Annotated in this window: 27 protein-coding genes; 13 read left to right on the top strand and 14 right to left on the bottom strand. The window is 64.2% G+C overall.

Annotated features, from left to right (window positions below):
* Nucleotides 1–34: 34 nt before the first annotated feature.
* Complete coding sequence (locus ACZ92H_RS06300) at nt 35–910, bottom strand: helix-turn-helix domain-containing protein (RefSeq protein ID WP_131373051.1); 876 nt, start codon at nt 908–910, stop codon at nt 35–37.
* Between the two features lie 121 nt (nt 911–1,031).
* Between ACZ92H_RS06300 and ACZ92H_RS06295 the strand changes: the two genes are divergently transcribed.
* Entirely contained in the window at nt 1,032–1,988 is a 957-nt protein-coding gene (locus ACZ92H_RS06295) for a phytanoyl-CoA dioxygenase family protein (protein ID WP_465048715.1), read from the top strand.
* Between the two features lie 92 nt (nt 1,989–2,080).
* Nucleotides 2,081–3,226, top strand: a complete 1,146-nt coding sequence (locus ACZ92H_RS06290) for an alpha-hydroxy acid oxidase (protein WP_131373053.1) — start codon at nt 2,081–2,083, stop codon at nt 3,224–3,226.
* Here ACZ92H_RS06290 and ACZ92H_RS06285 read toward each other — a convergent pair.
* The 5 genes from ACZ92H_RS06285 to ACZ92H_RS06265 all read right to left on the bottom strand — a co-directional run bounded on the left by ACZ92H_RS06285 (nt 3,223) and on the right by ACZ92H_RS06265 (nt 7,899).
* Nucleotides 3,223–3,735, bottom strand: coding sequence for a P-loop nucleotide/nucleoside kinase family protein (locus ACZ92H_RS06285; protein ID WP_465048714.1), 513 nt, complete (start codon nt 3,733–3,735; stop codon nt 3,223–3,225). The two genes, ACZ92H_RS06290 and ACZ92H_RS06285, sit on opposite strands and share 4 nt — an antisense overlap.
* A gap of 223 nt (nt 3,736–3,958) precedes the next feature.
* Nucleotides 3,959–4,780, bottom strand: a complete 822-nt coding sequence (locus ACZ92H_RS06280) for a DUF6624 domain-containing protein (RefSeq protein ID WP_465048713.1) — start codon at nt 4,778–4,780, stop codon at nt 3,959–3,961.
* 10 nt (nt 4,781–4,790) lie between these two features.
* Complete coding sequence (locus tag ACZ92H_RS06275) at nt 4,791–5,462, bottom strand: hypothetical protein (protein ID WP_465048712.1); 672 nt, start codon at nt 5,460–5,462, stop codon at nt 4,791–4,793.
* A gap of 77 nt (nt 5,463–5,539) precedes the next feature.
* On the bottom strand, nt 5,540–6,307 hold the full coding sequence (locus ACZ92H_RS06270) for a CPBP family intramembrane glutamic endopeptidase (RefSeq protein ID WP_465048711.1): 768 nt from the start codon (nt 6,305–6,307) through the stop codon (nt 5,540–5,542).
* Between the two features lie 14 nt (nt 6,308–6,321).
* Nucleotides 6,322–7,899 carry a diguanylate cyclase gene (locus ACZ92H_RS06265; protein ID WP_465048710.1) on the bottom strand — a complete coding sequence of 526 codons (1,578 nt, stop codon included), beginning with the start codon at nt 7,897–7,899 and terminating at the stop codon, nt 6,322–6,324.
* Nucleotides 7,900–8,038: 139 nt separating this feature from the next.
* Between ACZ92H_RS06265 and ACZ92H_RS06260 the strand changes: the two genes are divergently transcribed.
* From ACZ92H_RS06260 to ACZ92H_RS06240, 5 genes are read left to right on the top strand one after another with little or no spacing between them, the layout of a single operon-like run.
* Nucleotides 8,039–8,602 carry a GNAT family N-acetyltransferase gene (locus ACZ92H_RS06260; protein WP_465048709.1) on the top strand — a complete coding sequence of 188 codons (564 nt, stop codon included), beginning with the start codon at nt 8,039–8,041 and terminating at the stop codon, nt 8,600–8,602.
* 39 nt (nt 8,603–8,641) lie between these two features.
* Nucleotides 8,642–8,845 (top strand): hypothetical protein, encoded by a 204-nt coding sequence (locus ACZ92H_RS06255; protein WP_131373060.1) that lies wholly within the window; start codon nt 8,642–8,644, stop codon nt 8,843–8,845.
* Nucleotides 8,846–8,866: 21 nt separating this feature from the next.
* Nucleotides 8,867–9,220, top strand: a complete 354-nt coding sequence (locus ACZ92H_RS06250; protein WP_131373061.1) for an SMI1/KNR4 family protein — start codon at nt 8,867–8,869, stop codon at nt 9,218–9,220.
* 14 nt (nt 9,221–9,234) lie between these two features.
* Nucleotides 9,235–9,774: a GNAT family N-acetyltransferase gene (locus tag ACZ92H_RS06245; RefSeq protein WP_465048708.1), complete on the top strand. Its 540-nt coding sequence runs from the start codon at nt 9,235–9,237 to the stop codon at nt 9,772–9,774.
* 43 nt (nt 9,775–9,817) lie between these two features.
* The gene (locus ACZ92H_RS06240) at nt 9,818–10,318 is read left to right on the top strand and encodes a DUF1993 family protein (RefSeq protein ID WP_465048707.1); all 501 of its coding nucleotides are present in this window, start codon (nt 9,818–9,820) and stop codon (nt 10,316–10,318) included.
* Here the strand turns inward: ACZ92H_RS06240 and ACZ92H_RS06235 are convergent, their stop codons facing one another.
* From ACZ92H_RS06235 to ACZ92H_RS06225, 3 genes are read right to left on the bottom strand one after another with little or no spacing between them, the layout of a single operon-like run.
* A complete protein-coding gene (locus tag ACZ92H_RS06235) occupies nt 10,319–10,771 on the bottom strand; it encodes a hypothetical protein (RefSeq protein ID WP_465048706.1) in 453 nt (150 codons plus the stop codon).
* Nucleotides 10,768–11,736: a D-2-hydroxyacid dehydrogenase gene (locus ACZ92H_RS06230; protein ID WP_131373064.1), complete on the bottom strand. Its 969-nt coding sequence runs from the start codon at nt 11,734–11,736 to the stop codon at nt 10,768–10,770. The genes ACZ92H_RS06235 and ACZ92H_RS06230 overlap by 4 nt, the downstream gene beginning before the upstream one ends.
* Nucleotides 11,733–12,695, bottom strand: a complete 963-nt coding sequence (locus tag ACZ92H_RS06225) for a LysR family transcriptional regulator (RefSeq protein WP_131373065.1) — start codon at nt 12,693–12,695, stop codon at nt 11,733–11,735. The genes ACZ92H_RS06230 and ACZ92H_RS06225 overlap by 4 nt, the downstream gene beginning before the upstream one ends.
* Nucleotides 12,696–12,885: 190 nt before the next feature.
* Here ACZ92H_RS06225 and ACZ92H_RS06220 point away from each other — a divergent pair, with 190 nt between their 5' ends.
* From ACZ92H_RS06220 to ACZ92H_RS06195, 6 genes are all read left to right on the top strand, one after another.
* The gene (locus ACZ92H_RS06220) at nt 12,886–13,053 is read left to right on the top strand and encodes a hypothetical protein (protein WP_465048705.1); all 168 of its coding nucleotides are present in this window, start codon (nt 12,886–12,888) and stop codon (nt 13,051–13,053) included.
* Nucleotides 13,050–13,910 carry an alpha/beta hydrolase gene (locus tag ACZ92H_RS06215; protein WP_131373067.1) on the top strand — a complete coding sequence of 287 codons (861 nt, stop codon included), beginning with the start codon at nt 13,050–13,052 and terminating at the stop codon, nt 13,908–13,910. Before ACZ92H_RS06220 ends, ACZ92H_RS06215 begins: the two co-directional genes overlap by 4 nt.
* Nucleotides 13,911–14,204: 294 nt before the next feature.
* On the top strand, nt 14,205–15,449 hold the full coding sequence (locus ACZ92H_RS06210) for an efflux RND transporter periplasmic adaptor subunit (RefSeq protein WP_465048704.1): 1,245 nt from the start codon (nt 14,205–14,207) through the stop codon (nt 15,447–15,449).
* Nucleotides 15,450–15,451: 2 nt separating this feature from the next.
* The gene (locus tag ACZ92H_RS06205) at nt 15,452–18,652 is read left to right on the top strand and encodes an efflux RND transporter permease subunit (RefSeq protein ID WP_092794344.1); all 3,201 of its coding nucleotides are present in this window, start codon (nt 15,452–15,454) and stop codon (nt 18,650–18,652) included.
* A 50-nt stretch (nt 18,653–18,702) separates the two neighbouring features.
* Nucleotides 18,703–20,145, top strand: coding sequence for an efflux transporter outer membrane subunit (locus tag ACZ92H_RS06200; RefSeq protein ID WP_465048856.1), 1,443 nt, complete (start codon nt 18,703–18,705; stop codon nt 20,143–20,145).
* A gap of 241 nt (nt 20,146–20,386) precedes the next feature.
* The gene (locus ACZ92H_RS06195) at nt 20,387–20,944 is read left to right on the top strand and encodes a fasciclin domain-containing protein (protein WP_465048703.1); all 558 of its coding nucleotides are present in this window, start codon (nt 20,387–20,389) and stop codon (nt 20,942–20,944) included.
* A gap of 55 nt (nt 20,945–20,999) precedes the next feature.
* Here ACZ92H_RS06195 and ACZ92H_RS06190 read toward each other — a convergent pair whose 3' ends face one another.
* The 5 genes from ACZ92H_RS06190 to ACZ92H_RS06170 all read right to left on the bottom strand — a co-directional run bounded on the left by ACZ92H_RS06190 (nt 21,000) and on the right by ACZ92H_RS06170 (nt 26,265).
* The gene (locus tag ACZ92H_RS06190; protein WP_131373069.1) at nt 21,000–21,260 is read right to left on the bottom strand and encodes a hypothetical protein; all 261 of its coding nucleotides are present in this window, start codon (nt 21,258–21,260) and stop codon (nt 21,000–21,002) included.
* A 56-nt stretch (nt 21,261–21,316) separates the two neighbouring features.
* Nucleotides 21,317–21,655, bottom strand: a complete 339-nt coding sequence (locus ACZ92H_RS06185; RefSeq protein WP_465048702.1) for a hypothetical protein — start codon at nt 21,653–21,655, stop codon at nt 21,317–21,319.
* A gap of 121 nt (nt 21,656–21,776) precedes the next feature.
* Nucleotides 21,777–22,793 (bottom strand): serine hydrolase domain-containing protein, encoded by a 1,017-nt coding sequence (locus tag ACZ92H_RS06180; RefSeq protein ID WP_465048701.1) that lies wholly within the window; start codon nt 22,791–22,793, stop codon nt 21,777–21,779.
* 73 nt (nt 22,794–22,866) lie between these two features.
* Entirely contained in the window at nt 22,867–24,102 is a 1,236-nt protein-coding gene (locus ACZ92H_RS06175) for a PepSY-associated TM helix domain-containing protein (protein WP_465048855.1), read from the bottom strand.
* Nucleotides 24,103–24,117: 15 nt separating this feature from the next.
* Nucleotides 24,118–26,265, bottom strand: a complete 2,148-nt coding sequence (locus tag ACZ92H_RS06170) for a TonB-dependent siderophore receptor (RefSeq protein ID WP_465048700.1) — start codon at nt 26,263–26,265, stop codon at nt 24,118–24,120.
* Between the last annotated feature and the right edge of the window lie 196 nt (nt 26,266–26,461).

Below are 26,461 nucleotides of genomic sequence, written 5' to 3'. Positions count from 1 at the left end.
AAAATCTGATCCCCTTTTTCGTTTCGGACTGAATTTACGCCGCGCCTTTGACGCCGCGCCGGTATTGCAGGCGGAAGGCGCGCGGCGTCACCGCCTTGGCGGCGCGGAACTGGCGGTTGAAATGTGCCAGGTTGCGGTAGCCCGCCTCCTGCGCGATGACGGCGATGGCCAGTTCGCTCTCGATCAGCTGTTGGCAGGCGCGGCCGATGCGCAGCCGCGCCAGGTAGTCGCCCGGCGTGCAATGCGCGTGGCGCTTGAAAAAGCGGTGAAACGCGCCCAGCGACAGGGCGGCCCGTCGCGCCAAGGTCTCCAAGGCAATCTCTTCCCTGAAGTGCGCATGCATGAAGTCGAGCACGCTGGCCATGCGTTTTTGCCGGCCATCGCCGTGCACGGGCGCCTGCCCCATGGATGCCAGCGGCTGCGCGCCGCTGTCGCCCGCCAGCGCCAGGAGCACATCGAGCAGCAGCGGCAAGCGCTGTGGCACGGGCAGGGCGTTCAGCCGCAGCAGTTGCCGGGCGCAGTGCGCGCTCGTCGCCGGCGAAAAATGCAGGGCCGGCCCGGCGCGGCCCGCCAGCTGCCTTAATTCCTGCAGTTCAGGAAAGCATGCCGCCAGCCGTTCCAGCCACTCCAATGAAAACCACACGACGACGGCCAGCATGGGCCGCGTGCTGTCGATGCGCTCGCTGGCCGACCACGTATGCGGCAAGTTTGGCCCCAGCAGCACCAGGTCGCCCGGCTCGAAATCGCCCAGGTGGTCGCCGATGTAGCGCTGGCCGCGGGCGTTCACCGTCAGGGTCAGCTCGAATTGCGGGTGGTAGTGCCAGATGAAGGGAATGGCGTCCAGTTCGCGCCACAGCAAGCCCCACGAGTGGCCCGTCGGTATCGTGACTTGTTCAAATAAAGGCGTCATCGTGACGTTGTGTGGATGTGGATGGTCAGGATAGTATCAGTATTGGCCGCTTCGCACGCATTGTGCCCGGCATTTCGCCCGCACACTCTGTCCCACATCACCACCACAACCGGAGACAGCGATGCAAGACAAATATCAGTACGGCGAAGACCGTCCAGGCAACCCGTCCGTGGCCTACACGGAACAGACGCAGTTGCGCGACATTCAAAAGCAGCTGTCGCTGCGCGTGCTGTCCGCCAGCGATTTTTTACACTGGCAAACGTATGGCTACGTCATCGTCAAGGATGCCGTGCCGCCCGAACAGGTGCGGCGCACCAGCGATTTTCTGTGGGAATTCCAGGGCCTCGACCAGCATGACCCCGCCACATGGAACCGGGACCAGCTGCGCGACCACGCCATGAAGGAACTCAACGGTTCCGGCATGGTCGAGGCCTACCACAACCAGACCCTGTGGGATAACCGCCAGACGCCGCGCGTGGTTGACGCCTTCGTCGACATCTGGGACCGTCAGGATTTGTGGGTGACGATCGACCGCGCCAATCTGAACACGCCCAACAATGGCAAGCGCAAGTTTGGCGGTTTCATCCATTGGGATGCCGACACCACGCTCGACCCGCTGCCCGTCAACGTGCAGGGCGTGCTGGCCCTGTCCGATACCTCGCCCGAGAGCGGCGGTTTCCAGTGCTACCCTGAGCTGTTCAACAACTTGCTGGCATGGCGCAAGACCGTGCCGGCGGACCGCAACCCGTGGCAGCCGGACCTGGCGACGGTGCCGTATCCGATGGAATTCATCGCCATGAAGAAAGGGGAGTTGTTGATCTTTAACAGCCTGCTGGCGCACGGCATCCGCCCGAATACGTCCACGGACCAGGTGCGCCTGGCGCAATATATTTCCTTCACGCCAGCCCAGCAAGATAATCAGGCGCTGCGCGACTGGCGCGTGCAAAGCTGGCGCGAGCGCAGCGCGCCGCAGGGCTATGCGTTTCCCGGCGACCCGGAGGAAAAGGAAAGCCGGCGCTATCCGCAGGCACGCTTGACGGCGATGGGCGAGAAAATCCTCGGCGCGCGCGCCTGGTAAGCCACGCCCTATCCGCCAGGCTTGCCCTGCGGATAGACAAGCGGGGCCAAATGCACGATCATGGTTCGACTTGCCATCGACCGAGGAAACGCATGAGTATCATCACCTGCATCGAAGACTTGCGTGTGCTGGCCCAGCAACGGGTGCCGCGCATGTTTTACGATTACGCCGATTCCGGCTCCTGGACGGAATCGACGTATCGCGCCAACAACAGCGATTTCGCCAAGATCAAATTCCGCCAGCGCGTGGCCGTCAACCTGGAAAACCGCAGCCTGGCCTCGACCATGGTGGGGCAGCCCGTGGCCATGCCCGTGGCCCTGTCGCCCACGGGCCTGACGGGCATGCAGCATGCGGATGGCGAAATCCTCGCGGCCCAGGCGGCCGAACGCTTCGGCGTGCCGTTTACCCTGTCGACCATGAGCATCTGCTCGATCGAGGACGTGGCGGCCAACACGACAAAGCCGTTCTGGTTCCAGCTGTACGTGATGAAGGACCGCGAATTCATCAACCGCCTGATCGACCGCGCCAAGGCAGCGAAATGCGGTGCGCTGGTGCTGACCCTGGACTTGCAGGTGCTGGGCCAGCGCCACAAGGACTTGCGCAACGGCCTGTCGGCGCCGCCCAAGCTGACCATCCCGAATATCCTCAACATGGCCACCAAGCCGCGCTGGGTGATGGGCATGCTGGGCACGAAACGCCGCGGCTTTGGCAATATCGTCGGCCATGCCACGTCCGTGTCGGACATGTCGTCCCTGTCGGCCTGGACGCAGCAGCAGTTCGACCTTAGCCTGTCGTGGGCGGACGTGGAATGGATCAAGCAGCGCTGGGGCGGCAAGCTGATCATCAAGGGCATCATGGACCCGGAAGACGCGCGCCTGGCCGTGGCAAGCGGCGCCGACGCGCTGATCGTCTCGAACCACGGCGGGCGCCAGCTCGATGGCGCGCAGTCGTCGATCGAAGCCTTGCCCGCCATCGTCGACGCCGTCGGCAGCCAGATCGAAGTGCACATGGATGGCGGCATCCGCTCGGGCCAGGACGTGATCAAGGCCGTGGCCCTGGGCGCGAAAGGCGTGTACATCGGGCGTCCGTTTTTATACGGCCTGGGCGCCATGGGCGGGCCGGGCGTCACCAAATGCCTGGACATCCTGCGCAACGAGCTCGACTTGACGATGGCGTTTTGCGGCTTGCGCGACTTGCAGCAGGTGGATAAGAAAATCCTGCTGCCAGGCACGTTTTAAGCCGCTGTCCGCACCACGTGAAAACCTTCGGCCGCATCGGGCGGCACGAAGTGGCGCGTGATGTCATCGAATTGCGCGTCGCTGGTGGAGTACGGGTGCAGTCCGCTGGCATTGCGCTGGCGCAAGCGCGCCTTGCATTCGTCGTCCGCCACGTCGAGGAAATGCAGCACGTGCGGCGCGCCCGCCTGCTGGAACAGTTCGCGCATCCAGGCGCGGCTGGCCGGCGTATTCGCGGGGAAATCGAGCACGACGGATACGCCCGCCTGCAGCATCTGCAGGCATAGCGGCGCGATGGCCGCGCGCAGCCGCGCCGCGCAAGCCGCGTAGTCGGCCAGGCTGGCGATCTGGCCAGGATACAACTGCGCCAGCAAGCTGTCTTCGCTGACGCGCACGGTGTGCGGCGCTTGCGCAAGCCGGCTGGTCAGGGTGGATTTTCCGGAGGCAATCTTGCCGCACACGAGGTGCAGGGTGGGCGGGGCGGTAACGGTAGTGCTGGAAGTGGGGTGCATGCTCGCTCAGTATCGAAATGGGTGAGTATCGAAAATAAACCTGCGAGACGTCTTGACCGGTGCTGCACATCAAAGCCGCCTCCCAGGCGGCTTTGGCAATCTTATTCCTGCCCAGCCACCATCGTTGGAATGGCGGCAATAATGGATGGCAGGGAAGCGGTGGTCGATTGCATGCGCTGACGATGCCATGCGCCCATGGCCTTGTCAATGCCCGCGCGCGCGCTCACTCGAAGGCTTGCCGATATTGCGCATACGGCTCCAGCCCCATGCTGGCGCGGCGCTGCTCCAGGCGCTGCGGATCGGCGATGGGAAAAGCGGTGCTCCTGCCGTCGCGGCCGGTCTGGAACTGGCTGCCGTACAGTTGTGGCTGATTGTCATTGGTCAAGTCGCGGTCGATGGACAGCGCCAGCTTCGATGGCGTCATTTCCAGGTGCTCCACGGCCGATCGCATGCGGGGCAGGCAGCTTTTGAGGAAGGCAGCGGAGCCGTGCTGGGCGACCAGCCAGGCGCTGTTGGCCGCCTTGTAGCCGACCATCGACTGCGTGGGCCAGCCCTTGCTGGCAAGGATGTGGCGCAAACGCGCTTCGTTCCGCTCGTCCGTTTCGCGCATGCGGCGGCGTGCCTGGGTATCGTCGCCCGTGGCCGGCCTATCCATGCGCGCGGCCTGGTCTGCCTTTTCCATGGCCAGCAGTTCCTGCGCCAGTGCCGGTTCGGGCAAGGTGGCGGGATACAGCAGAATATCGAGCGGCAGGACATCGAGCGCGCCTGCCGTCGCGGCATCGTAAATGATCTTTGGTTCCGCTTCCCATCCGGGCGACCGCACGAGCAGTGCCAGCAGGCCGCTATCCGGCACGTCGATGCGGTAGCGGCCATGTTCGACGCGGCCGACGCTGTACGGCTGGCCCGGGGCCAGCTCTGCAACAATGGTGATGGCGGGCGGCAGCGGTGCGCCATTGCTATGGATGGCGCCGCGCAGTTCGACGGCGCCCGCATGGCCGCCGCAGCACAGCAGGGTAGCGAAGAGCAGGCGCGACAGGCGTTGCATGGCGGTCCGCTCAGGATGGCCGTGGCGTCGGGGCGAGGCGCGTCCACGCTTCGCGGAACGCTTGCGCATCGAGCGGCAGCGCATGCGGGTCGTCTTGCCGGAACAGGCCGCCCACCAGCATGTCCTGGATGGCGCCCGTGAAACCGCCATAGGCAGAGGCCTTGCCCCACTGGCGCCGCGTGCGGGCGAAGATGACGGCATTTTGCTGCGCGGCCAGCTGCGCCAGCGACGTTTGCAAGGTGGCGGCCGCTTCCGGCCCCATGTCCGTGGCGATGGCGCAGACCAGGCGCTGGCCAAATTGCAAGGTCTTGTCGGGCAGTCCCAGCAGCGACTCGTTGGCCAGGGCGAGGAACACGTCGGGCGCCTGGTCGTCCTTTTCGCAGACCGTCCACGAGGGCGCCCATGCTTCCAGGCTCATGAACCGCGCCGCGCCGCTCGCCGGCGCGTGCGTCCACCTGGCATGCGATTTGTCATTCCAGCCCAGGCGGCCAAAGGAAATCAGCTTGCCCGCGGGATTGTATTGATGGCTGCGCACGCCAGCCTTGCCCCTGCTTGCCGCTTGCGCCATGATGCCGTCGAGGCCGGCGGCGAACGGCATCCATGGTTCTGCGTTCCACAGTCCCGGCGCCTCGGGCGCGGCCAGCAGCAGGAATACTTCGTACTCACGTGAAAAAAACGCCATGCACACCTCAATCAATCAAAGGAATTCTTGCCGCAATATTATAGTTGCATGAACGAGCAGACGCCATTCCCGTTGCGCTACGCGGCGGCATCGGCCGGCGCCAAGGCGGCCCGCTGGCTGGGGCGCAGCAGGTAGACGCCGTACAGGCACAGGGGCAGCACGGCCAGCAGGGCCGCATATGGCAGGATCGAAATGCCATCTTCGGCCGGGTCCGCCAAAGTCGCCGTCACCAGCGCGAAGTCCCACAGCGCATGCACGAGCACCATGGGCCAGACCGAGCGGGTGCGCAGGCGGATGGCCGCATAGCCGACACCCTGCAAGGCGGCGGCCACGGCCTGCCACACGGCGCCGCTGACGTCGCCCGTGGCCAGGCCATTGGTGGTGTGGACGACGCCGAACAGCGCCGATGATATCAGCACGGCCGGCCAGACCGCGTGCCTGTCCAGCAGGCCTTGCAGCAAGATGCCACGGAACATCAGCTCTTCCGAGACGGCCACCAGGGCCGCATTGCAGGCCACCATCAGCAGCACGCGTGGCATCGGCCAGCCGCCGGCCCAGGCCAGCAGCAGCATCAGCAGCGCATACAGCAGGGGCGGCCAGACCAGCCAGAAGGTTTTCCAGGGTTGCGGCGCGTACAGCCCGGCCGCGCGGCGCCGGTCGGAGGCCAGCACCAGCGCCAGCGAGAACAGCGCGGCCAGCGCCCACGACAGGCCGATGCCGCTGCTGACGGCCGCCTCCACGCTGGCACTGCCGGCGGATACGAACCGGCGCACGCCCAGCGTCAGGCCCAGCCAGACGGCCAGGGCGGCGATGGCCACCGGCATGGTGATACGGATTCTTGGCATGGGAATGGTCGGCTTCATGCCGCGGCTGGGTGGATGGTGACGCGGTTGCGCCCGCTGTTTTTCGACTGGTACAGCAAGGCGTCGGCCTGGCGTATCAGTTCGCTGCTATTGGCGTGCGGGTCGTGGCCAGGCCGCAAGGTGGCGACGCCCAGGCTGATGGTCACGACATCGATCGCGCTGGCCGCGTGGGGTATCTGCAAGGCTACCACGGCCGCGCGAATGGCTTCGGCCACTTGCCGCGCGCCGGCAGAGCTGGTGCCGGGCATGATCACGGCGAATTCTTCGCCACCGTAGCGCGCCGCCAGATCCTCTGCCCGTCCCACGCTGCGCGCCACGGCAGCGGCGACGGCCTGCAGGCAGGCGTCGCCGGCCACGTGGCCATACTGGTCGTTGAATTTCTTGAAGAAATCCACGTCGAGCATGATCAGCGACACGTCGTGCCCGCTGCGCTGGGCACGGTTCAGCTCATGCGCCAGCGTTTCATCGAAACAGCGGCGGTTGGCCAGTCCCGTCAAGCCGTCTTGCGAGGCACGCGCCGCCAAGTCGGCATTGGCATGCCGCAGCTCCGCCGTGGCCTGGCGCAGGCTGGCCACGATACGGTCGCGTATCGCAAACTGCAGCATCAGCTTGCGGAACAGGTAGATCAGCGCCGCTCCCGCCACCAGCGAGGCCAGCACGATCTGGATGCTCAGGCGCTGCCATTCGGCGAAAATATCTTCCCTGGACAAGCCCGCCGCAACGATGACGGGGAAGCGTTCCAGGTGGCGATAACTGTACAGCCGTTCGATCTCGTCCACTTTCGCCGTCAACATGGCCGTGCCGACCGGTCCTTTTTCGCGGTAGGCGCGCAGCAGCGCACCCGAGGAGATATCCATGCCGATGACATTGCTCTGGAATGGACGCCGATAGATCAGCGTGCCGTCATCGAGGGCAAAGAAGGCCGTCCCCGTAGTGCCAAGATTCAGGCTGTCGTAGATGCGTTCAAACGAGGCCAGTTCCAGGGTGACCAGCACCACGCCGGCAAAGGCGCCGTCCGCCGACTCGACCCGGCGCGACACGGGCAACACCCATTGCCCCGTCGATTTGCTGAGTACTGGCGCGCTGATGCGGCTGCCCAGCTGCTTGTGTGTCTTGTGATAAATAAAGTAATCGCGCTCGGCATTGTTGCCGTCCTGTCCCGTGCCGGACGAGGTGGCAAGCCAGTCGCCTTCGCTGTCAAAAATGAAGACGCCGGCAATTTCCACAAAACGCCGGGACAGCTGCACCAGATGCGATTCCAGGCGTTCGCCCGTATGGTCATCATTGCCTTCGTTGCGCACGTGTTCGGCGAGATCTTCCAGCATCACATCGGCGATTTCCAGTTCCATGTAAGCTTGCGAGGCCAGGGCGCGTGCCATGTTTTGCGTCGTCACGCTGGCCTCGCGCAGGCGCACCGCGTGCGAGGACCAGACGATCCAGATGGTCATGCCAAGCAGCATGGCGCACATGGCGAAAAAAGCGCTGCTGGCCCAGATGATTGCTGGCCGCTTGAGGCGGCTCAAGTCCTCGGCCTGCGGTTGGCTGGCGTCTGCTGCATTCTTTACGGCGTGCATAGGCGAATCATGAAGTTGCACCAATGACATGGTGAAAATATTGCCATACTACATTAAAAGCACGGGCACAAAGTTGCCACATTCTTATAGTTGCATGGAATAATAAGAATTGTCCGTTATGAACCTCGATTGGAATTGCATGGCCTACACAAAAACCATCATCACCGAACGCTTGATCCTGCGTCAGCCGCAGCCATCCGACGAAGCGGCCATGTTCGCCATGCACAGCGATCCCGACGTGATGCGCTATTTCAGCGAACCGCCATGGGAAGATGCTGCTCGCGCCACGCGCCAGGTCGCGGAAGACAGTGCCGCCTTCGAGAAAGAGGAATTCTTCCGCTTCGCCATCGAGCTGAAGGAAAGCGGGGAGTATCTGGGCAGCTGCACGCTGTTTTCCCTGCACACGCAAAACCGCCGCGCCGAGATCGGCTACGCGCTGGGCCGCCCGTACTGGGGCAAGGGCTATATGCACGAAGCCTTGTCCGCGCTGCTCGAATACGCGTTCATCGAGCGCGACCTGAACCGCCTGGAAGCCGATATCGACCCGCTCAACGCCGGTTCGGCCAGCGCCCTGGAGCGCCAGGGCTTCAACAAGGAAGGTTTTTTGCCAGAACGCTGGATCGTCGACGGCCATGTCAGCGACTCTGCCTTGTACGGTTTGCTGCGGCGCGAGTGGGAAGCGCGGCGCCTGCTGGCGAAATAAACATGCGAAAGTGCAGGACTGCGCGCCTGTCGGCCCTCCGTGATCGTGCTGCTGGCCATCGCCGCGGCGATCAGCGTGTATTTGCTGGCCGCTTGCCCGTCGCGCTTTTTGCCTTCGGAGCAGGACATGTGCACGGCGACCTGCGCGAAGGAGCGCCAGGCCGGCTATCTGGAGCATATCCATGGCGCGCAGCAAACAGCGGGAATGAGGGATAAGGGGCCGACGCAATGCAAGTGCCGCTGAGATACAGACGGGATGGAAAGAATGCCTGAGACGCTGCAAGAAATCTTGGCCTTCCAGCAATGGCTGGGACATGCGCTGCCGCCGTACTACCTGGCCTTCCTCAAGGGCGCGCAGGAGGGCCTGCGTGGCGAGCAAGTGCTGCTGTACGGCGCAGACAGTTTACTGGAGCGCAACGAAACCTATGAGACGCAGCAATATTGTCCCGGCTTTATCAGCATCGGCGACGACAGCGGCGGGCGCGCCGTGATGCTGGCGCTCGATGGCCTTGACCATGCCGTCTACCTGGTCGGTCACGGCGTCATGCAGCGCGATGAATTCGAACTGGCCGCCGGGGATTTTCACGCCTGGCTGGCCGCAGATTGTCCTGTGGACTGAGGAGGACGCCAGGCATGACACCCGCAACGTTGCCAAGTTCCGCCCATCCCCTGGTCACGTTCCGCCACCTCGTGCGCGACGATGCGCCCGCCTGGTATGCCTACCTTGCCGAGCCGGCCGTCGTCGAGCACACGAGCTGGAATTTGCGCGGCATCAATGACCTGTTGCCCAATTTCGACGCCTACGAAGCAGGCGACGCTGCGTCGCCCATCCGCCTGGCCGTCGTGCTGCGCGAGGGCGGGCAGCTGGTGGGCACCATCGGCATGAATGCCGTTTCCCCGCAGCACCGCACGGCGGAAATCGCCTACGACCTTTCGCCCGCCATCTGGGGCCGGGGCGTGGCCAGCGCCATCGTCGACTCCGTGGTGGCCTGGGCCATGCGGGATCTCGGTTTCATGCGCATCCAGGCCACGGTGCTGGACAGCAATTTGCGCTCGCTCCGCGTGCTGGAACGCTGCGCGTTTGAACGCGAAGGCTACCTGCGCAGCTACCGGCTGGTGCGGGGCAGGCCGCGCAACTTCTGGCTGTATGCGCGCATCGCCGAGGTGGCTTGAGGCAAGAAAGGGCACCGTTTTTCAATATCCAGGGAAGAATGTCATGCAGATCAGTCCCGTCACCGTGTTTTGCCGCTCCCTGGAGCAATTGTCCGCCATGCTCGACAAGACCGGCACGGCGCCGCAGATCCTGGCGGCGCGCCTGCATCCGGACATGCTGCCGTTCGCCCAGCAGGTGCGCGCGGCCGTGAGTTTTGCGCTGCGCGGCTGCTGCCCGCTGGCGGGACTGGCGGTGGCCGATTTCAGCGCCGCGGCCAGCCTGCAGGAGCAGATCGCGCAGACCCTGCGCTACCTCAACGACATTCCTGCCAGCCGCTTTGACGGCGCGCCCGGGCGCATCTGCCGCGACCGCGCCGGCTTTGCCGACATCGCCCTGCCTGCCGGCGAGTACTTGAACCTGTACATCCTGCCGAATTTCTACTTTCACTTCGGCATGGCGTATGCGATCGCCCGCAGCGCCGGCGCCGCCATCGGCAAGGGCGATTTCGATGGCTATCACGCGTATGCGCCGGGCTTCAGCTTCGAACAGCCGGCCGCGCCATAGCTACAAGCCTGCATCTTTCCACGACGCCAGTTGCAGCCGCTTCAGCAAGCGGCCCGACAGCCCGCAACTCCAGCAGCTCATCTGGATTTGCCGGTGGCGTGCCGGTTCCGCCTGCCAGGCTTGTTCCGCGTAATCGAGCAGCGCTGCGCTGAGGGCGGAGGCATCGGCTGTCGCCGGCAGGCGCGTCATCAGTTCAAGCACGCCGTGCGGTGGCTCCTTGATCTGCAGCAATCCGGCTAGCAGGGCGCGCAGCACGGCGCCGTCAATGCTGGCGCTGGCCTGCGTGAAGCGCTGCTGCCAGGATAGCTGGCGCTGCGGCCACAGCGCCAGCAGGGCGGGCACGTCATCCGGACGCAGCTGCCCGAGCAGCGCGTCCGCTTCGAGGAAGAGGTCGAGGCGGTCATAGTCGTCGCCTTCGCGCAGCAGTTCATCCAGCTGGTTCAATACGCTCATGCCACCACGTTCACCGGTGCGCCCCGTTCAAACGCTTCCACGTTGCCGATCAGAATGTCGGCCAGCTTTTGCATGGCCTCGCCGCTGGCCCAGGCCGTGTGCGGCGTGAGGATGAAGTTGGGCAGGCGCAGCTGCAACAGCGGGTTGTCGGGCAGCGGCGGCTCCTTGCTCAGCACGTCGAAGCCGGCGCCGGCGATCACGCCGCGGGTCAAGGCATCGGCCAGCGCCGCTTCATCGACCAGGCCGCCCCGTGCCGTGTTGATCAGGAGGGACGTCGATTGCATGCGCGCCAGTTCCTGGGCGCCGATGATGTTGCGCGTGGCATCCGTCAAGGGCAGGTGCAGGCTCAGCACGTCGGAGGTGGCCAGCAAGTCGTCAAAACTCACCTCCGTCACGCCATCCTCATTGATGGGAGAACGGTTGTGGACGATCACCTGCATGCCGAAGGCGCGGCCCAGGTGCGCCACGGCCTTGCCCAGCGCGCCGTAGCCGAGCAGGCCCAGGCGGCTGCCCGCCAGGTCGCGGATCGGATGGCCGAACAGGCAGAAGCGTTCGGAGGCCTGCCACAGGCCCGCCTCCACGTCGGCGCGGTAGGCGAGCAGCTGGCGCCGCAGGGCCAGCATCAGCGCCAGCGTGTGTTCGGGGACCGTGGCGCGCGCGTAGTCGCGGATATTCGCCACGATAATGCCCCGCTCGCGGCAGGCGGCCAGGTCGAGAATGTCCGTGCCGGTGGCGGCCACGGCGATCATTTGCAACTGGGGCAACTGCGCCAGCTCTGCCGCGCGCAGCGGCACCTTGTTGGTGATGGCGATGGTGGCGCCTTGCAGGCGTTCCACGGTCTGCGCGCTGCCCCTGGTGTGCGGATGCTCTTCCCAGCTGTGGGCAAAGGCGGGCGGGCGCACCTTGGCGATCAGGCTGTCGCGGTCGAGAAAGACGATGCGGTGGGACGCTGCTGCTACGGTCATGGCTGTGCCTCGGTCAGGTTGGGGCGCGCGCTGGGCAGGCTGCTCTTGCCCTTCAGTTGCGTGGCCGGGTGGTTGGTAAACATGTCGGCGACCCATTCGACAAACACGCGCACCTTGGCTGACAGGTGGCGGTTGGGCGGATAGATCACGTGGATGGGCAAGGGGTCGGATTCCCATTCATCGAGCAATTCCACCATTTTGCCCTGTTCTATCAGGGGCGCAAGCATGAAATGCGTCATTTGCACGATGCCCAGGCCCGCCAGGCCGGCGGCCGTGTAGGCGTTCGAGTCGTTCAGGGCGATATGGCTGGGCATGGCGATCTGGATGCGCTCACCGGCCCGCGTGAAATCCCATTCGAAGGTCTTGCCCGTCTTGGCGGAGAAGAAGTTTACGCCGCGGTGGCGCGGCAAGTCGTTCGGGTGCAGCGGCGTGCCGTGGTGCGCCAGGTAGCCGGGCGAGGCGCAGGTCATGAAATGCAGCACGCCGACGCGCCGCGCGATCAGGTTCAAGTCGCCCAGTTCGCCGCCGCGCACGGCGCAGTCGACGCCTTCCTCGATCAGGTCGACGGGGCGGTCGCTGCAGCCCAGTTCCAGCGAGATGTCCGGGTAGCGGGCGAAGAAGTCGGGCAGGGCGGGGATGATCAGTTCGCTGGCCAGGGCCGTGGGCGCGTCCACGCGCAGGCGCCCGCTGGGGCTCAGGCGCGTGCGCGACAGCGATTCCTCCGCTTCGCGCACGTCCGACAGGATGCGCACGCAGCGCTCGTAATAGGCGGCGCCATCCGAGGTGATGCTGACGTGGCGGGTGGTGCGGTTCAGCAGTTTAACCGACAAGCTCGTTTCCAGCGACTGGATCAGGGTCGACACGGTGGCTTTCGGCAGCTGCATGTTTTCCGCCGCGCGCGTAAAGCCGCCCGCATCGACGACCTGGATGAATACTTCCATGGCTTGCAGCTTGTTCACTTGATTCCTTATCACTTTACGCGCGATTATTCAGAATCCTGAACAATCAATTCGCCATTGCACTCTTTATCAGATTGTAGAACAAGTCTATAGTTGTTGTACTGCAGCATAAATGTGATGCCGCAGGAAGCACAACAGGAGAATTATCATGGGTCATCGGAATGGAATCTTTGCAGTGCTCGCTCTCGCCATGAGCTCGCTTGCTCTGGCCGGGATGGTGTCGACGGATGCCTATTCACTGGCGGCGCAGAGCGAAGCCAGCGGTTATAGCGCCCTGACCCATGAAGTGGGCGGCACCCTGTTGTGCCTGAACGACGCGGTACTCGATGCTGCGGTGCAGCCAGTGGTGGCGCAATGAGCGTTGCCGAGAACGTCGCCGAGCTTGCCCCAGGACAGGCGCTGAAGATACGCGATATCCAGGTGCAGGGCGCGCAGGATGCGCTCGCCGCGCGTCTGTACACGGCCGGCGTGCCCGGCGCCAGGCAGCCGAACCTGATGGTCTTTTTCCATGGCGGCGGTTTCGTCGATGGCGACCTGGACGATGCGGATGACTTCCTGCGCTGCCTGGTACTGAGCAATCCCGACCACGTGGTGCTGGCCTCGAACTATACGCTGGCCAAGGTACGGCCCTTTCCCGCCGCCGTGGAAGACGCGCATGCCGTGCTGCTGTGGGCGAAAAAGAACAAGTCCAAGCTGGGCTGGACGGGCAAGCAGATGGTGGTGTCGGGCATCGAAGCGGGCGCCAACCTGGCCGCCGTGTGCGCCATGATGTCGCGCGACCGGGGCGGACCGCCCCTCGCGGGCCAGGTGCTGATCATGCCCATGCTCGATCCCGGCCTATCGTCGTGCTCGATGCGCACCTTGCCGACGTGTCCGGACCTGGCGGAAGTGGCCGACCAATGCGCCGCCGCCTACCGTGGCTACCTGCCGAATGCCGCTGACCGTACCCATCCCTACGCATCGCCCTTGCAGTCGAGCCGCCTGAAGAACCTGCCGCCGGCGCTCATCCTGTCCAGTGAAGATGATCCATTACGCGACGAGGCTGAACAATACGGCAGCAAATTGATCGCCTGCGGCATCAAGACCACCGTGCGGCGCATGCCGGCGGCGCCGCTGCAAGACGCCAGTGCCCGCAACGAGTGCGCCTGCAAGGTGCATGTATTGAGCGAAATTAGCAGTTTCGTCGCCGGACTGGGGCAAGAGCCCGAGTCATGAAGCCGCCCCGCGCGGTGCCATAAAAAAATTACACTTACTAGTTTACTTTTTGAGTTCTGGTTGTTACACTGCTGAGTGTAGATTCTCATTGTAACGCCATTCCCTTCTGCGCTGTGCGCTCGCACAGCCAGCTTTGCCGTCCCCGTCTGCTTTTAGCCAGCAGGCGGCCTGTAGACCTTTGACCGAGCGCCGTCGGGCGCCATTGCAACACCGTTCACTGCAGTGTCCAACTTTTCGCTGGGTTGCTTCATGCCGCCCATACCATTAGAAATTTTCATAAAACAGGGAAATAAAATGAAAAACGTTCAACAATTTTCCACTCTGCTCAAGCCTCTGGCTGCCTCGCTGGCACTGGCAGGACTGGTGGCCGTGAGCCTGGCCGGCTGCGATTCGGCCAACAGCAAGGTGCCCGACGCGCCTGCGGCCGGCGGCCCGCCCATCTCGGCCGCCGCCGTGGTGGAAAAACAGATCACGGAAACGCAGGAATTCTCGGGCCGACTGGAAGCGATCGAGCGCGTGGAAATCCGCTCCCGCGTGGGTGGCTTCATCACCGCCGTCAACTTCAAGCCGGGCAGCGAAGTGAAAAAGGGCGACGTGCTGTTCGTCATCGACCCGCGTCCGTTCCAGGCCGAAGTCTCGCGCGCCGAAGGCACGGCCGCCTCGGCCCGCGCCAAGGCGGAACTGGCCAAGCTGGAACTGTCGCGCGCTGAAAAGCTGCTGGCCGAAAAAGCCATCGCCCAGCGCGAATTCGATGAGAAAGCCTCGGGCTTGAAAGAGCTGGACGCCAACGCCCGCTCGGCGCAAGCCGCGTATGAAGCGGCCAAGCTGAACCTGTCGTACACGCAGGTGCAGGCGCCGATCAGCGGCCGTGTCAGCAAGGCGGAAATCACCGTCGGCAACCTGATCGACGCTTCCGCCATTTTGACCTCGGTGGTATCGACGGACCGCATCTACGCCAGCTTCGACGGCGATGAAGATACGTATCTGCGCGTGGCCGGCACGGCGCAAAAAGGCACGCCCGTCACCGTCAAGGTGGGCCTGGCCAACGAAACGGGCTTCCCGCATGAAGGCAAGCTGGAATTCGTCGATAACCAGCTCGATCCGGCCACCGGCAGCGTGCGCATGCGCGCCACCTTCGCCAACACGGACCGCCAGCTGGTGCCAGGCCTGTTTGCCCGCATCCAGCTCGATGGCGGCAATGGCCCGCAGGCGCAAAACACGGCCCTGTTGATCAGCGACCGCGCCGTCGGCACGGACCAGAGCCGCAAATACGTGTACGTGGTGGGCGCCGACAATAAGGCCGAGTACCGCGCCGTCAAGCTGGGCCCGAGCGCGGACGGCTTGCGCGTGGTGCGCGAAGGCCTCAAGGCGGGCGAAAAAGTGGTCGTCAACGGCTTGCAGCGCGTGCGCCCCGGCGCGCCGGTGACGCCGCAGATGGTGGCCATGGATTTCGATCCGACGGCGCCCGCCGCTCCCGCGAAACCTGAAGTAAAAGACGCCAAGATCGCCGCCAAAGCGGCATCGACTACCAAGGAATAAACATGAATTTTTCCCGCTTTTTCATCGACAAGCCGATTTTCGCGGCGGTGCTGTCGATTGTCATATTCGTGGCCGGGCTGCTGTCGATTTTCGGCCTGCCCATCTCCGAATATCCCGACGTCGTGCCCCCTTCGGTGGTGGTGCGCGCGCAGTATCCGGGCGCTAACCCGAAAGTGATCGCCGAAACCGTGGCCGCGCCGCTCGAAGAGCAGATCAACGGCGTCGAGAACATGCTCTACATGTCCTCGCAAAACACTTCCGACGGTGCCATGATGCTGACCGTGACCTTCAAGATCGGCACCAACGTCGAGCAGGCCGAGACGCAGGTGCAGAACCGCGTGCAGCGCGCCTTGCCGCGCCTGCCGGAGGAAGTGCGCCAGATCGGCGTGACGACCGTCAAGTCGTCGCCCAACCTGACCATGGTGGTGCATCTGGTCTCGCCGAACAAGCGCTATGACGACATGTACCTGCGTAACTACGCGGTGCTGAACGTCAAGGACCAGCTGGCCCGTTTGCCCGGCATGGGCGACATCCAGATCTTCGGCGCGGGCGACTACGCCATGCGCATCTGGCTCGATCCGCAGAAAGTGGCGGCGCGCGGCATGACGGCCAACGACGTCGTCGACGCCATCCGCGAGCAGAACGTGCAGGTTGCCGCCGGCGTGATCGGCGCTTCGCCGGCAAAGAACTCGGACTTCCAGCTGACCGTCAATACCCAGGGCCGTCTGCAGACGCCCGAGGAATTCGGCGCCATCATCGTGCGCACCAATGCCGACGGCGCCGTGACGCACCTGAAGGACGTGGCGCGCGTGGAAATGGGCGCCAACAGCTACTCGCTGCGTTCGCTGCTGAACAATAATCCGGCCGTCGGCATGGGTATTTTCGAAGCGCCGAATGCCAACGCGCTGCAATTGTCGTCCGACGTGCGCGCCAAGATGGAAGAACTGAAAAAAGACTTCCCGCAAGGCGTGGAATACCGCATCGAATATGACCCGACGCAGTTCGTGCGCTCGTCCATCGAAGCCGTGATCCATACGTTGCTCGAGGCCATCGCCCTGGTGGTGCTGGTGGTGATCATCTTCCTGCAAACCTGGCGCGCATCCATCATTCCGCTGCTGGCCGTGCCTGTCTCCATCGTCGGCACCTTTGCCGTGATGCTGGGCTTTGGCTTCTCGATCAACACCCTGTCGCTGTTCGGCCTGGTGCTGGCCATCGGTATCGTCGTCGATGACGCCATCGTGGTGGTGGAAAACGTCGAGCGCAATATCGAGGAAGGCCTGTCGCCGCGCGATGCCACCATCCAGGCCATGAAAGAGGTCAGCGGGCCTATCGTCGCCATCGCCCTGGTGCTGTGCGCCGTGTTCGTGCCGATCGCCTTCGTGCCCGGCCTGTCCGGCGAGTTCTATCGCCAGTTCGCGCTGACGATCGCCATTTCGACCGTGATCTCGGCATTCAGCTCGCTGACCCTGGCGCCGGCCCTGTCGGCCGCCCTGCTGAAGCCGCACGATGCGCCGAAAGACGCGCTGACGCGTGGCATGGACAAGGTCTTCGGCCGCTTCTTCGCCTGGTTCAACCGCTTCTTCGGCCGTGCTTCGCACCGCTACGAAGCGGGCGTGAAAGGCGTGTTGGGCCGCAAGAGCGCCTCGCTGGGCGTGTATGCGCTGCTGGTCGTCGCCGCCATCTTCACCTTCAAGGCCGTGCCGGCCGGCTTCGTGCCGGCGCAGGACAAGCAGTACCTGGTGGGTTTTGCGCAATTGCCTGACGCCGCCTCGCTGGACCGCACGGAAGACGTCGTGCGCCGCATGTCGGACGTGATCAAGTCGGTGCCTGGCGTCGAATCGACCATCGCTTTCCCGGGCCTGTCGATCAACGACTTCACCAATGCGCCGAACTCGGGCATCGTCTTCGCCACGCTGAAACCGTTCGACGAGCGCACCAGCAAGGAATTGTCGGGCGGCGCCATCGCGGCCGAGATCAACAAGCGCCTGGGCGGCATCCAGGACGCCTTCATCATGGTCTTCCCGCCGCCGCCGGTCAACGGCCTCGGTACCATCGGCGGCTTCAAGATGATGATCGAAGACCGCGGCAACCTCGGTTACGACGCGCTGTACAACGCCACGCAGGCACTGGCCGCCAAGGCTTACCAGACGCCGGAACTGGCGGGCGTGTTCTCGGGCTACCAGATCAACGTGCCACAGCTGTTTGCCGATGTCGACCGCGTGAAGGCCAAGCAGATGGGCGTGCAGCTGCAAACGATTTACCAGACCTTGCAGATCAACCTCGGTTCGCTGTACGTGAATGACTTCAACCAGTTCGGCCGTACCTACCAGGTGCGCGTGCAGGCCGATGCGTCGTTCCGTTCGCATGCGCAGGATATCGCGCAGCTGAAGGTGCGCAGCGACAAGGGCGAGATGATTCCGCTGTCGTCGCTGATGCGCGTCAAGGATACCTATGGGCCGGACCGCGTGCAGCGCTACAACGCCTACTCCGCGGCCGACTTCAACGGCGGCGCCGCTCCTGGCGTGTCGAGCGGCCAGGCGCAAGCCGCGCTGGAACGCATCGCCAAGGAAGTGCTGCCGCAAGGGATTTCGTATGAATGGACGGAGCTAACCTACCAGGACATCTTGTCCGGCAATACGATGATCTATGTCTTCCCGCTGTGCGTGCTGCTGGTGTTCCTGGTGCTGGCCGCGCAGTACGAAAGCTGGACCCTGCCGCTGGCCGTGATTCTGATCGTGCCCATGTCGATTCTGTGCGCGCTGCTTGGCGTCAAATTGACCGGTGGCGACAACAATGTGTTTACCCAGATCGCGCTGTTCGTGCTGGTGGGGCTGGCGTCGAAGAATGCGATCCTGATCGTGGAATTTGCCCGCGAACTGGAAGACCATGGCCGCAGCGTCGTGCAAGCCGCGCTGGAAGCGTGCCGTTTGCGCCTGCGTCCGATCCTGATGACGTCGATCGCCTTCATCATGGGCGTCGTGCCCCTGGTGTTCTCGCACGGCGCTGGTTCGGAAATGCGCCATGCGATGGGCGTGGCGGTGTTTGCCGGCATGCTGGGCGTGACCTTCTTCGGCCTGTTCCTGACGCCCGTGTTCTATGTACTGCTGCGCACCCTGGCGCAGCGTTTTGAGAAAAAACCAGCCGCCGCTGCCGCCAAGCCTGTCGCCGCGCCAGCGCTGGATCTGGAAGGAGATATATATTGAAAACCAACGCAACTACGCGGGTCACCGTCCTGCGCACGGCCTTGACGGCCATGGCCGCCGCCGTGCTGCTGGCCGCCTGCGCGGCGCCCGAGTTCAAGCAGCCGCAGATCGAGACGCCAACGGCGTTCAAGGAAGCGCAAGCGCCTGCCGTGCAGACGGCAGCCGATGGCACGCGCTGGAAGCAGGGCGTGCCAGCCGAACGCCAGGCGCGCGGCGAGTGGTGGCTGGCCTTCAATGATCCGGCCCTCACAAGCCTGATCAGCGACGCCACGCAGGCCAATGCCAACCTGGCCGTCGCCGCCGCCCGCGTCAAGCAGGCGAGGGCGATTGCCGGCATCGCCGAAGCGGACCGCATCCCGCAAGTGGGCGTCAACGTGGGCGCGCAGCGCAACCGTGCCTCCGCCATTTCGCTGGGCTTGCCGAATGGCGCGCCGGTGGCCGCCGGCAACGTCTACCAGGCGAACCTGACGGCCAGCTATGAAGTCGATTTGTTCGGCAGGGTGGCTTCGAACGTGAGCGCCTCGCGTAGCGATGCGCTGGCCGTGGAAGCGACTTACCGCTCGGTGCTGCTGTCCTTGCAGGCGGACGTGGCGCAGACCTACTTCCAGCTGCGCGCCACGGACGCCGAGCTGGCGACCCTGGAACAGACGGTGCGCCTGCGCGAGGAAAGCGTGCATGTGAACCAGCGCCGCTATGACCTGGGCGACATCGGCGAATTCGACTTGTCCCGTGCCCGCACGGAGCTGTCGACGGCGCGCGCCGAAGCCATCGGCCTGCAGCGCCAGCGCGCCACCAGCGAGCATGCGCTGGCCGTCCTCTTAGGTAAACCGGCCGCCAGTTTCACGGCCGTGGCCAATCCGCTGCAGGACAGCGCCTTCCTGCCCGTGATTCCGGCCGGCATGCCGTCGTCCCTGCTGGAACGCCGCCCCGACATCGCGTCGGCGCAGCGCACCATGGAAGCGTCGAATGCGCGCATCGGCGTGGCGAAATCGGCCATGTTCCCGGCCCTGACCCTGAACGCCTCCGGTGGCGGCGCGTCCGATACCTTCTCGGACATCTTCAAGTGGAGCAGCCGTTCCTGGCTGCTGGGCGCCCTGATGTCGATGCCGATCATCGACGGCGGACGCAACAAGGCGGCGGTAACGCGCAGCGAAGCGCAGCTGGAAGAGTCGGTGGCGACGTATCGCCAGAGCGTGCTGGTGGCCTTCGCCGAGGTGGAAGACAACCTGGCCGGCCTGCGCATCCTGTCGGGCCAGACGCAGCAGATCGACGAAGCCGTCGTCTCGGCGCGCCGTTCGGCCGACCTGGCGCAAAAGCTGTACGACGCCGGCCGGTCCAGCTACCTTGACTTGCTTGACGCCCAGCGCAACCTGGCGACCATCGAGCGCAATGCCGTGCAGCTGCGCGGCAACCGCGCCGTCACCACCGTGGCGCTGATCCGCGCCCTGGGCGGCGGCTGGGGCGAGACGGAGCCGCAGGTGGCGGCCAACTAGTTTCCCGGCACCGCGGGCTGGAATCGCTCCGGCCCGCGACGCGGGAGCCTGTCGTGAACGGCGCCGTGCATTGCATGGCGCCGTTTTTTTATGCCTGCGTCTTCACACAACGCAGGCAGGCCTGGCCGTCATTGCGCCAGCCGCTATTCTTCGCGCAGTAAAATAATCTGAATCCAATCCCCGCCTTGCCGCGTAAGTACTCCTGCAATCACGCAAACGCAGTCATCCAGGAGATACCATCATGCGCACCTTTATTCCCGCAGCACTGTTTGTCACATCCATGCTGGCCGCCAGCGCCCCGTTTGCCGCCGACATGACGACCATGGTGGGCGGCCAGAGCATGTACCCGAGCAAGGACATCGTCGACAACGCCGTCAATTCGGCCGACCATACGACCCTGGTCGCCGCCGTCAAGGCGGCCGGCCTGGTCGATACCTTGAAAGGCAAGGGTCCGTTCACCGTGTTCGCGCCGACGAATGCGGCTTTTGGCAAGCTGCCCGCCGGTACCGTCGAGACCCTGGTAAAGCCGGAAAACAAGGCCACCCTGACGAAGATCCTCACCTACCACGTGGTGCCCGGAAAATACGACTTCAAGGCGCTGGCAAAGGAAATCAAGATGCATGATGGCAAGGCAACCCTGCCCACGGCCAGCGGCGGCAAGCTGATGTTCGCCATGAACGGCATGCACAACATCGTGGTGATGGATGAAAGCGGCAATAGCGCCAACATCAGCACCTATGACGTGTACCAGTCGAATGGCGTGATCAACGTGATCGACACGGTGCTGATGCCTAAATAGGCGGGCGAAAAAAAAGACAGGGAAGACCCTGTCTTTTGATTTTCTGCGATGTCGATTACTTGGCTGGCGCGGCTGGTTCCGCAGCGGCTGCCGGTGCTGCCTTCTCTGCAGCGGCGGCTTTCTTCGCCTTGTGGTGCTTGGCTTTCTTGTGCGCGGCCGGCTTGACGGCGGCAACCGGCGCTTCGGCCTTGGCAGCCGGCGCCATGGCGGCGGCTGGAGCTACCGGTGCGGCAGGTGCTGGCTGGGCAGCTGGGGCCTGGGCGAAAGCAGCGGTGGCGAACAGGCTGGCAACGATGGTGGCGATCAATTTGTTCATGGCGAGGTCCTCTATGGTGGCGTATCTGGTCAAAAATCGGGTGCTGTCAAACTTGATTACTTCGCTGCTGCAGGTGCCGCTTCAGCGGTGGCCGACGCCAGTTTGGCATCTGCCTTGGCTTTGGCTTTTTTCGCTGTGTGGTGCGCTTTGGCCTTGGTAGCGGCAGCTTCCGTCTTGGCGCTGGCCACGTCCGTTTTCGCGGCGACGACTGCCTTGGCTTCCTTTGCATCGGCTTTCACGGCCGTTTGTGCTTCCTTGGCGTCCGCTTTCACGACGGCCTTGGTGTGGGCCGCTTCCACTTTGGCAGGTACCGAGGCCGCTGGAGCGGCTGGCGTTTGTGCAAAGGCAGCGGTTGCGAACAGGCCGGCGATCAGGGTGGCAATGGCTTTTTTCATGGTGCAGTCCTCAGTGGTGGTTTGTCTGGTATGTCGGTTGGTGCCGGGATGATTCCCGTGTCACTGAGCATAAAACGCGCCCTCGAGTGCTGCCGTTGACGGCCATTACAAACGCTTACAACTACCGCGTATCCGCCGTCAGGATGCCTTTCAGGATGTCTTCCGAGCGGCGCTGTCCATAGCCCTTGCCATAGGCGCTCGACGCCACGCTGACCACCATGCGGCGCGCGGGGATCACGTAGATCTTGTTGCCGCCATTGCCAGAGGCGAAATGCACGGCGATCTTTTTGCCGCCGATGTCCTGCGTCTTCGCGTACCAGAAATAGCCATAGCTGTCCGCGTAGCGGTCTGCGGCGCCGATGGCCACGCACGGCGCCAGCGCGGCTTGCAGCCAGCCTGCGTCGATCACCCGCTTGCCGTCAACCACGCCATCGTCCAGCACCATCTGCCCGATCTTCGCCGTGTCGCGCGCGCGCAGCGACAGATTGCCTTGACCTTTCGGATGGCCCGCCACGTCCCGGCCCCAGCTCCAGCGCGTGATGCCAAGCGGCACGAACAGCACCTTGGCGGCATGCTTTTCCAGGTCGGCGCCGCTGGCATTTTCCACCACGCGCCCGGCGATATACGAGCCCAGCGAGTTATAGCGGTACACCGTCCCCGGCGCCGTGGCAGCCGGCACGGCGCGCACGAAGGCGTCGGGATCGGGCGCTTCATCGAGCTTGTCTTCATTGCCCGGCGAGTGTTCGTCCTCATCGAAGGCGGCCAGGCCCGAACGCATGGTCAGCAAGTCGTCGAGGACGACCTTGCCGGCCGGGCTGTTTGCCACCTCCGGCCAGTAGTCGCCCACCGTCTTGCCGGCGGCCAGCTGTCCCCGCGCCACGGCCGCGCCCACCAGCAGGGCGGTGATGCTCTTGCCGGCCGAGCGGATGTCGTGCAGCGTATCGGCCGTCTCGCCGTTGTAATAGCGCTCGGCCACGATGGCGCCATCGCGCAGCACGACGACGGCGCGCAGGTCGCCATGGCTGTCGCCATCCTGGGCTTGCAGCACCTGCTCCAGCGTGGAATGGGAATTGTCCTGCGCCAGCGCGGCGCAGGGGAAGAGAAGAGTGGCAATCAGTGGCAGGGACGTGCGGCGCATGGACAGCTTTCGTGGCGAAGGGTCGGATTGCCAGTGTCGCTCAATTGCGCCGCCGTGTGGCGCTTTGCCCGCTTTATTTGCTGAAGGTTGCATGAAGCGGGGACGCTTCCTGTCTCTCCCTTCCGGCTTGCAGTACGCGCGCGCGGCGCTTGCGCAGCCAGATGATCAATCCCGTCGCGCTCAGCATGGACACCACCAGACCCATGGCGGAAATCAGGATGCGCCCCGGCAAGCCGAGGATGCGTCCCGAATGCAGCGGGAATTGCGCCTGCAGGAAGATATCGCCTGCGCTGCCCGTGCCGGGCACCACGCCGCCAGCCGGCTTGCCATCGCTGCCATCAAAGTACAGCCAGGCATTGCCCAGGCCACCGTCGCCATGGTCGTTGTCCGCCTCGAAAAAGCCCACGCCATACAGGCCGTAGCTGGACGAGTAAAACACGCCGCCGGCCGGCAGCGTCCAGCCGCGCCTTGCCGCTTCCGTTTTGGCCAGCGCCACGGCCTGTTCGCGCGTCAGCCGCGGCTCGATGGGCTTGCCGGGCGGCTGCGGCGTGCGGCTGTCGAAGGCGTTCGGGCTGAGGGTGGAAAACTTCGCTACCAGGGGGCGCATCACCTGGGTTTGCAAATTCATCGACACGGAAGTAATCGCCAGCACCAGCAGCAGCAACCAGACCCACACGCCGCCCGAACGGTGCAGGTCGAAGTTCAGTTTGTGGCCGCCTTGGCGCCAGCGGAAGGCCAGCGACTTGCGCCAGCTGCGCCAGTTCGGGAACGACAGGTACAGCGCTATGCCGCAATCGAACAGCCACACGATGCCGACGATGCCCATGAACCAGACGCCCAGTTCGATGCCCCAGCCATCGGGGATGTGCATGGTGTAATGCAGTTTATACAGGAAGGGCAGCAGGTTTTCCCGCGTCAGCGAGACCACGCCCCACTGGCGCGTGCCCTGGATGGCGCCCGTGACGGGATCGATGGCCACCTGGTTGAAGCCCGGTTCAAAGGCTTTTCCCGTGGCGGGATCCGGCCGTCCTTCGACGGAAAGCAGCGCCGTGTGGCCGGGTTCAAGCGTCGTAAGCGTGTAGTTGACGCGCAGGCGCGGGTCCTGCGCCTCGAGCTGGCGCGCCAGTTCCAGCCCCGATCGTGCCGGTCCCGCATGCGCGCCGCTGGCGGCGTGGAACAGCTGCGGATTGAGCCAGGCATCGAGCTCGTGATCCCACGAGATCACGGCGCCCGTCAGGCCGGAAACGAACAGGAAGAGCGCCACCGCCAGGCCGAACCAGCGGTGCAGAATGACCATGGGGGGACGCAGTCGCATGGCGGCCCCCTAGTATTTCCAGCTCAGGGTGGCGCTGCCATTGCGGCCGGGCGCGTACAGCGACTGGGTCCAGTACAAGCTGGTCAGATGCTTCTTGTCCGTCACATTGTTCAGGTTCAGCGACAGGCTGACGTTGCGGCTGATGGCGTAGCTGGCCATCAGGCCCAATTGCGCATACGCCCCCTGGTGCAGGGTGGTGCTGTCGTCTATCCTGTTGTAGATGGCGTCCTGCCACGTCAGGCTGGCGCCCACTTTCAGCGCCGGCATTGCCGGCACATGGTAGGTGGTGGCAAGGTGGAACTGCTTGCGCGGGATGAAGGTGCGCGCATCCTGGCCATCGTCGCCCTTGATGCGCAGCTGCGAATAGCCGGCGTTGGCCTGCCAGCCCTTCGCCAGTTCACCCGAGGCATCGAGTTCGACGCCTTGCGATTCCGAATCGACGCCCTTGTAGAACGTCTTGAAGTCGGGCGTCGTGCCGGCCGCTTCGGCCACGTTCTTCTGGCGCGTCTTGAACAGCGCGCCGGACAGGTTCAGGCGCCCGTCGAACCAGTCGCTTTTCAGGCCCGCTTCCAGGCTCTTGCCGGTGGCTGCCGCCAGGGTCTGGCCCGTGCTGTCGATGCTGCTTTGCGGATTGAAGATCTCCGTGTAGCTGCCGTAGGCCGACACGTGGCGGCCGATGTCGTACACCAGGCCGACGTACGGCGTGGTGTCGCTTTGCGACTTGGCCTGGCTGACGCCATATGCGCTGCCCGTGCTGTCGGCCTTGACGGTATTCACGCCTGCCAGCAGCCGGGTATTGTCGGCCAGGTTGAAGCGGGCGGCCAGATAGGCGTTCTTGCGTTCATCCTTGTAGGAACTGCCATCGGTCGAGGCGTCAAAGGCCGGTTCAGGATAGGAGCCGTCGAACGCCGTGCCATTTGGCAGGGCCGTGCCGATGCCGCGGCCATAGTAGGACACATCGTCGAGCGTCGATTTCGACCAGGCCAAGCCCATGCTGAGGTCATGCTGGCGTCCGGCCAGGGTGAATTTTCCCGTGGCGGCGACATCGAGCAGGCGCTGCTTGTTGGTCGATCCGTAGCGCGAGGGATAGCTGAACAAGCCGTCGCCCGTCGCCTTGTCCGGCGTGCCGTAGACGTAGAACAGCTTCGAATCGGAGGTGGAGCGGTTATAGGTGGCCGTGGCGGCCACGCGCCAGTCGGCATTGAACTGGTGCGCCAGTTCGGCGAAAGTGCTGTTGTTGAGGATGTTCCAGCGCGACCAGTCGGCTGAGGTCGAGGTGGAAATCGGGTAGTTCGTCGGCGTGCCGTCCGTGTAGGCGATGGGCAGGGCGCCCCACATGCCGCCTTTGGCCAGGTTGTTCTGGTAGCTATGGCCCACGGTCAGGCTGGTGTCCGGCGTCAGCTTTGCCTCGACGATGGCATAGGCGACATCCTTGCGCGGCGAGTAGCGGTCCAGGTAGGAATCGCCTTCTTCATGTGCGACAACGAAGCGCGCGGCCACCTTGCCATCGGCGCTGAGCGGCGTGGACACGTCGGCGTCGAGGCGGCGCGTATTCCAGGAACCCAGCGTGACGCCGGCCGAAGCGGCCAGGCCGGCAGTGGGGCGCTTGCGCACGAAGTTGACGGTGGCCGATGGATTGCCGGTGGAGGAAATCAGGCCATTCGCGCCCCGCACGATGTCGACCCGCTCGAACAGCGCCGTATCGAGATCGCCCATGACATTGCCGAAGACGAAAGGAATGCCCACGCCGTCGAACTGGAAATTGGTGATGTCGTAGCCGCGCGCCGTGTAATAGGTGCGGTCCGTTTCCACCGCTTCCACTGTCACGCCCGTCGTTTGCGCCAGCACCTTGCTGGCGTTGTCGAGCTTGAAATCGTCCATTTGCGCGCGCGTGACGACGGAGACGGCTTGCGGCGTATCGCGCAGCGACAGGTCGAACTTGCTGGCCGAAGCGCTCTTGCGCGCAGTATAGGCGTTGGCGTCGCTGCTGCCCGTGACCGTGATGGTTTGCATCACCGGCGTATCGTCGGCAGCGCCATCGGCCGCAGGGCTCTCGGCGCCATGCGCCATGCCGGCGCACAGCGCCAGTGAGATCGCCAGGGTGAGCGGGTGCGGCGACAGCGCGGGACGGGAAAACGGAAGGGTGCGACCTGGCATGAAACGGCTCCTGAAACGTGAATGAGAATGAGAATAATTCTCAATTTTATGGGGCGCTGGCCATGGCGGCAACTATTTTGTGACTGAAAAGCGTCGTTTTCCCTGTCTTTACGTGGATTTACATCGGCGCTGGCATCGGCGGATGGGCTTTCCGCTAGTGCAGTGCTTTTCCAATGCAAAAAGACAGCCGAAGCTG

Source organism: Janthinobacterium foliorum (genome assembly GCF_978021625.1).
This window is presented reverse-complemented; position numbering and strand designations above follow the sequence as displayed.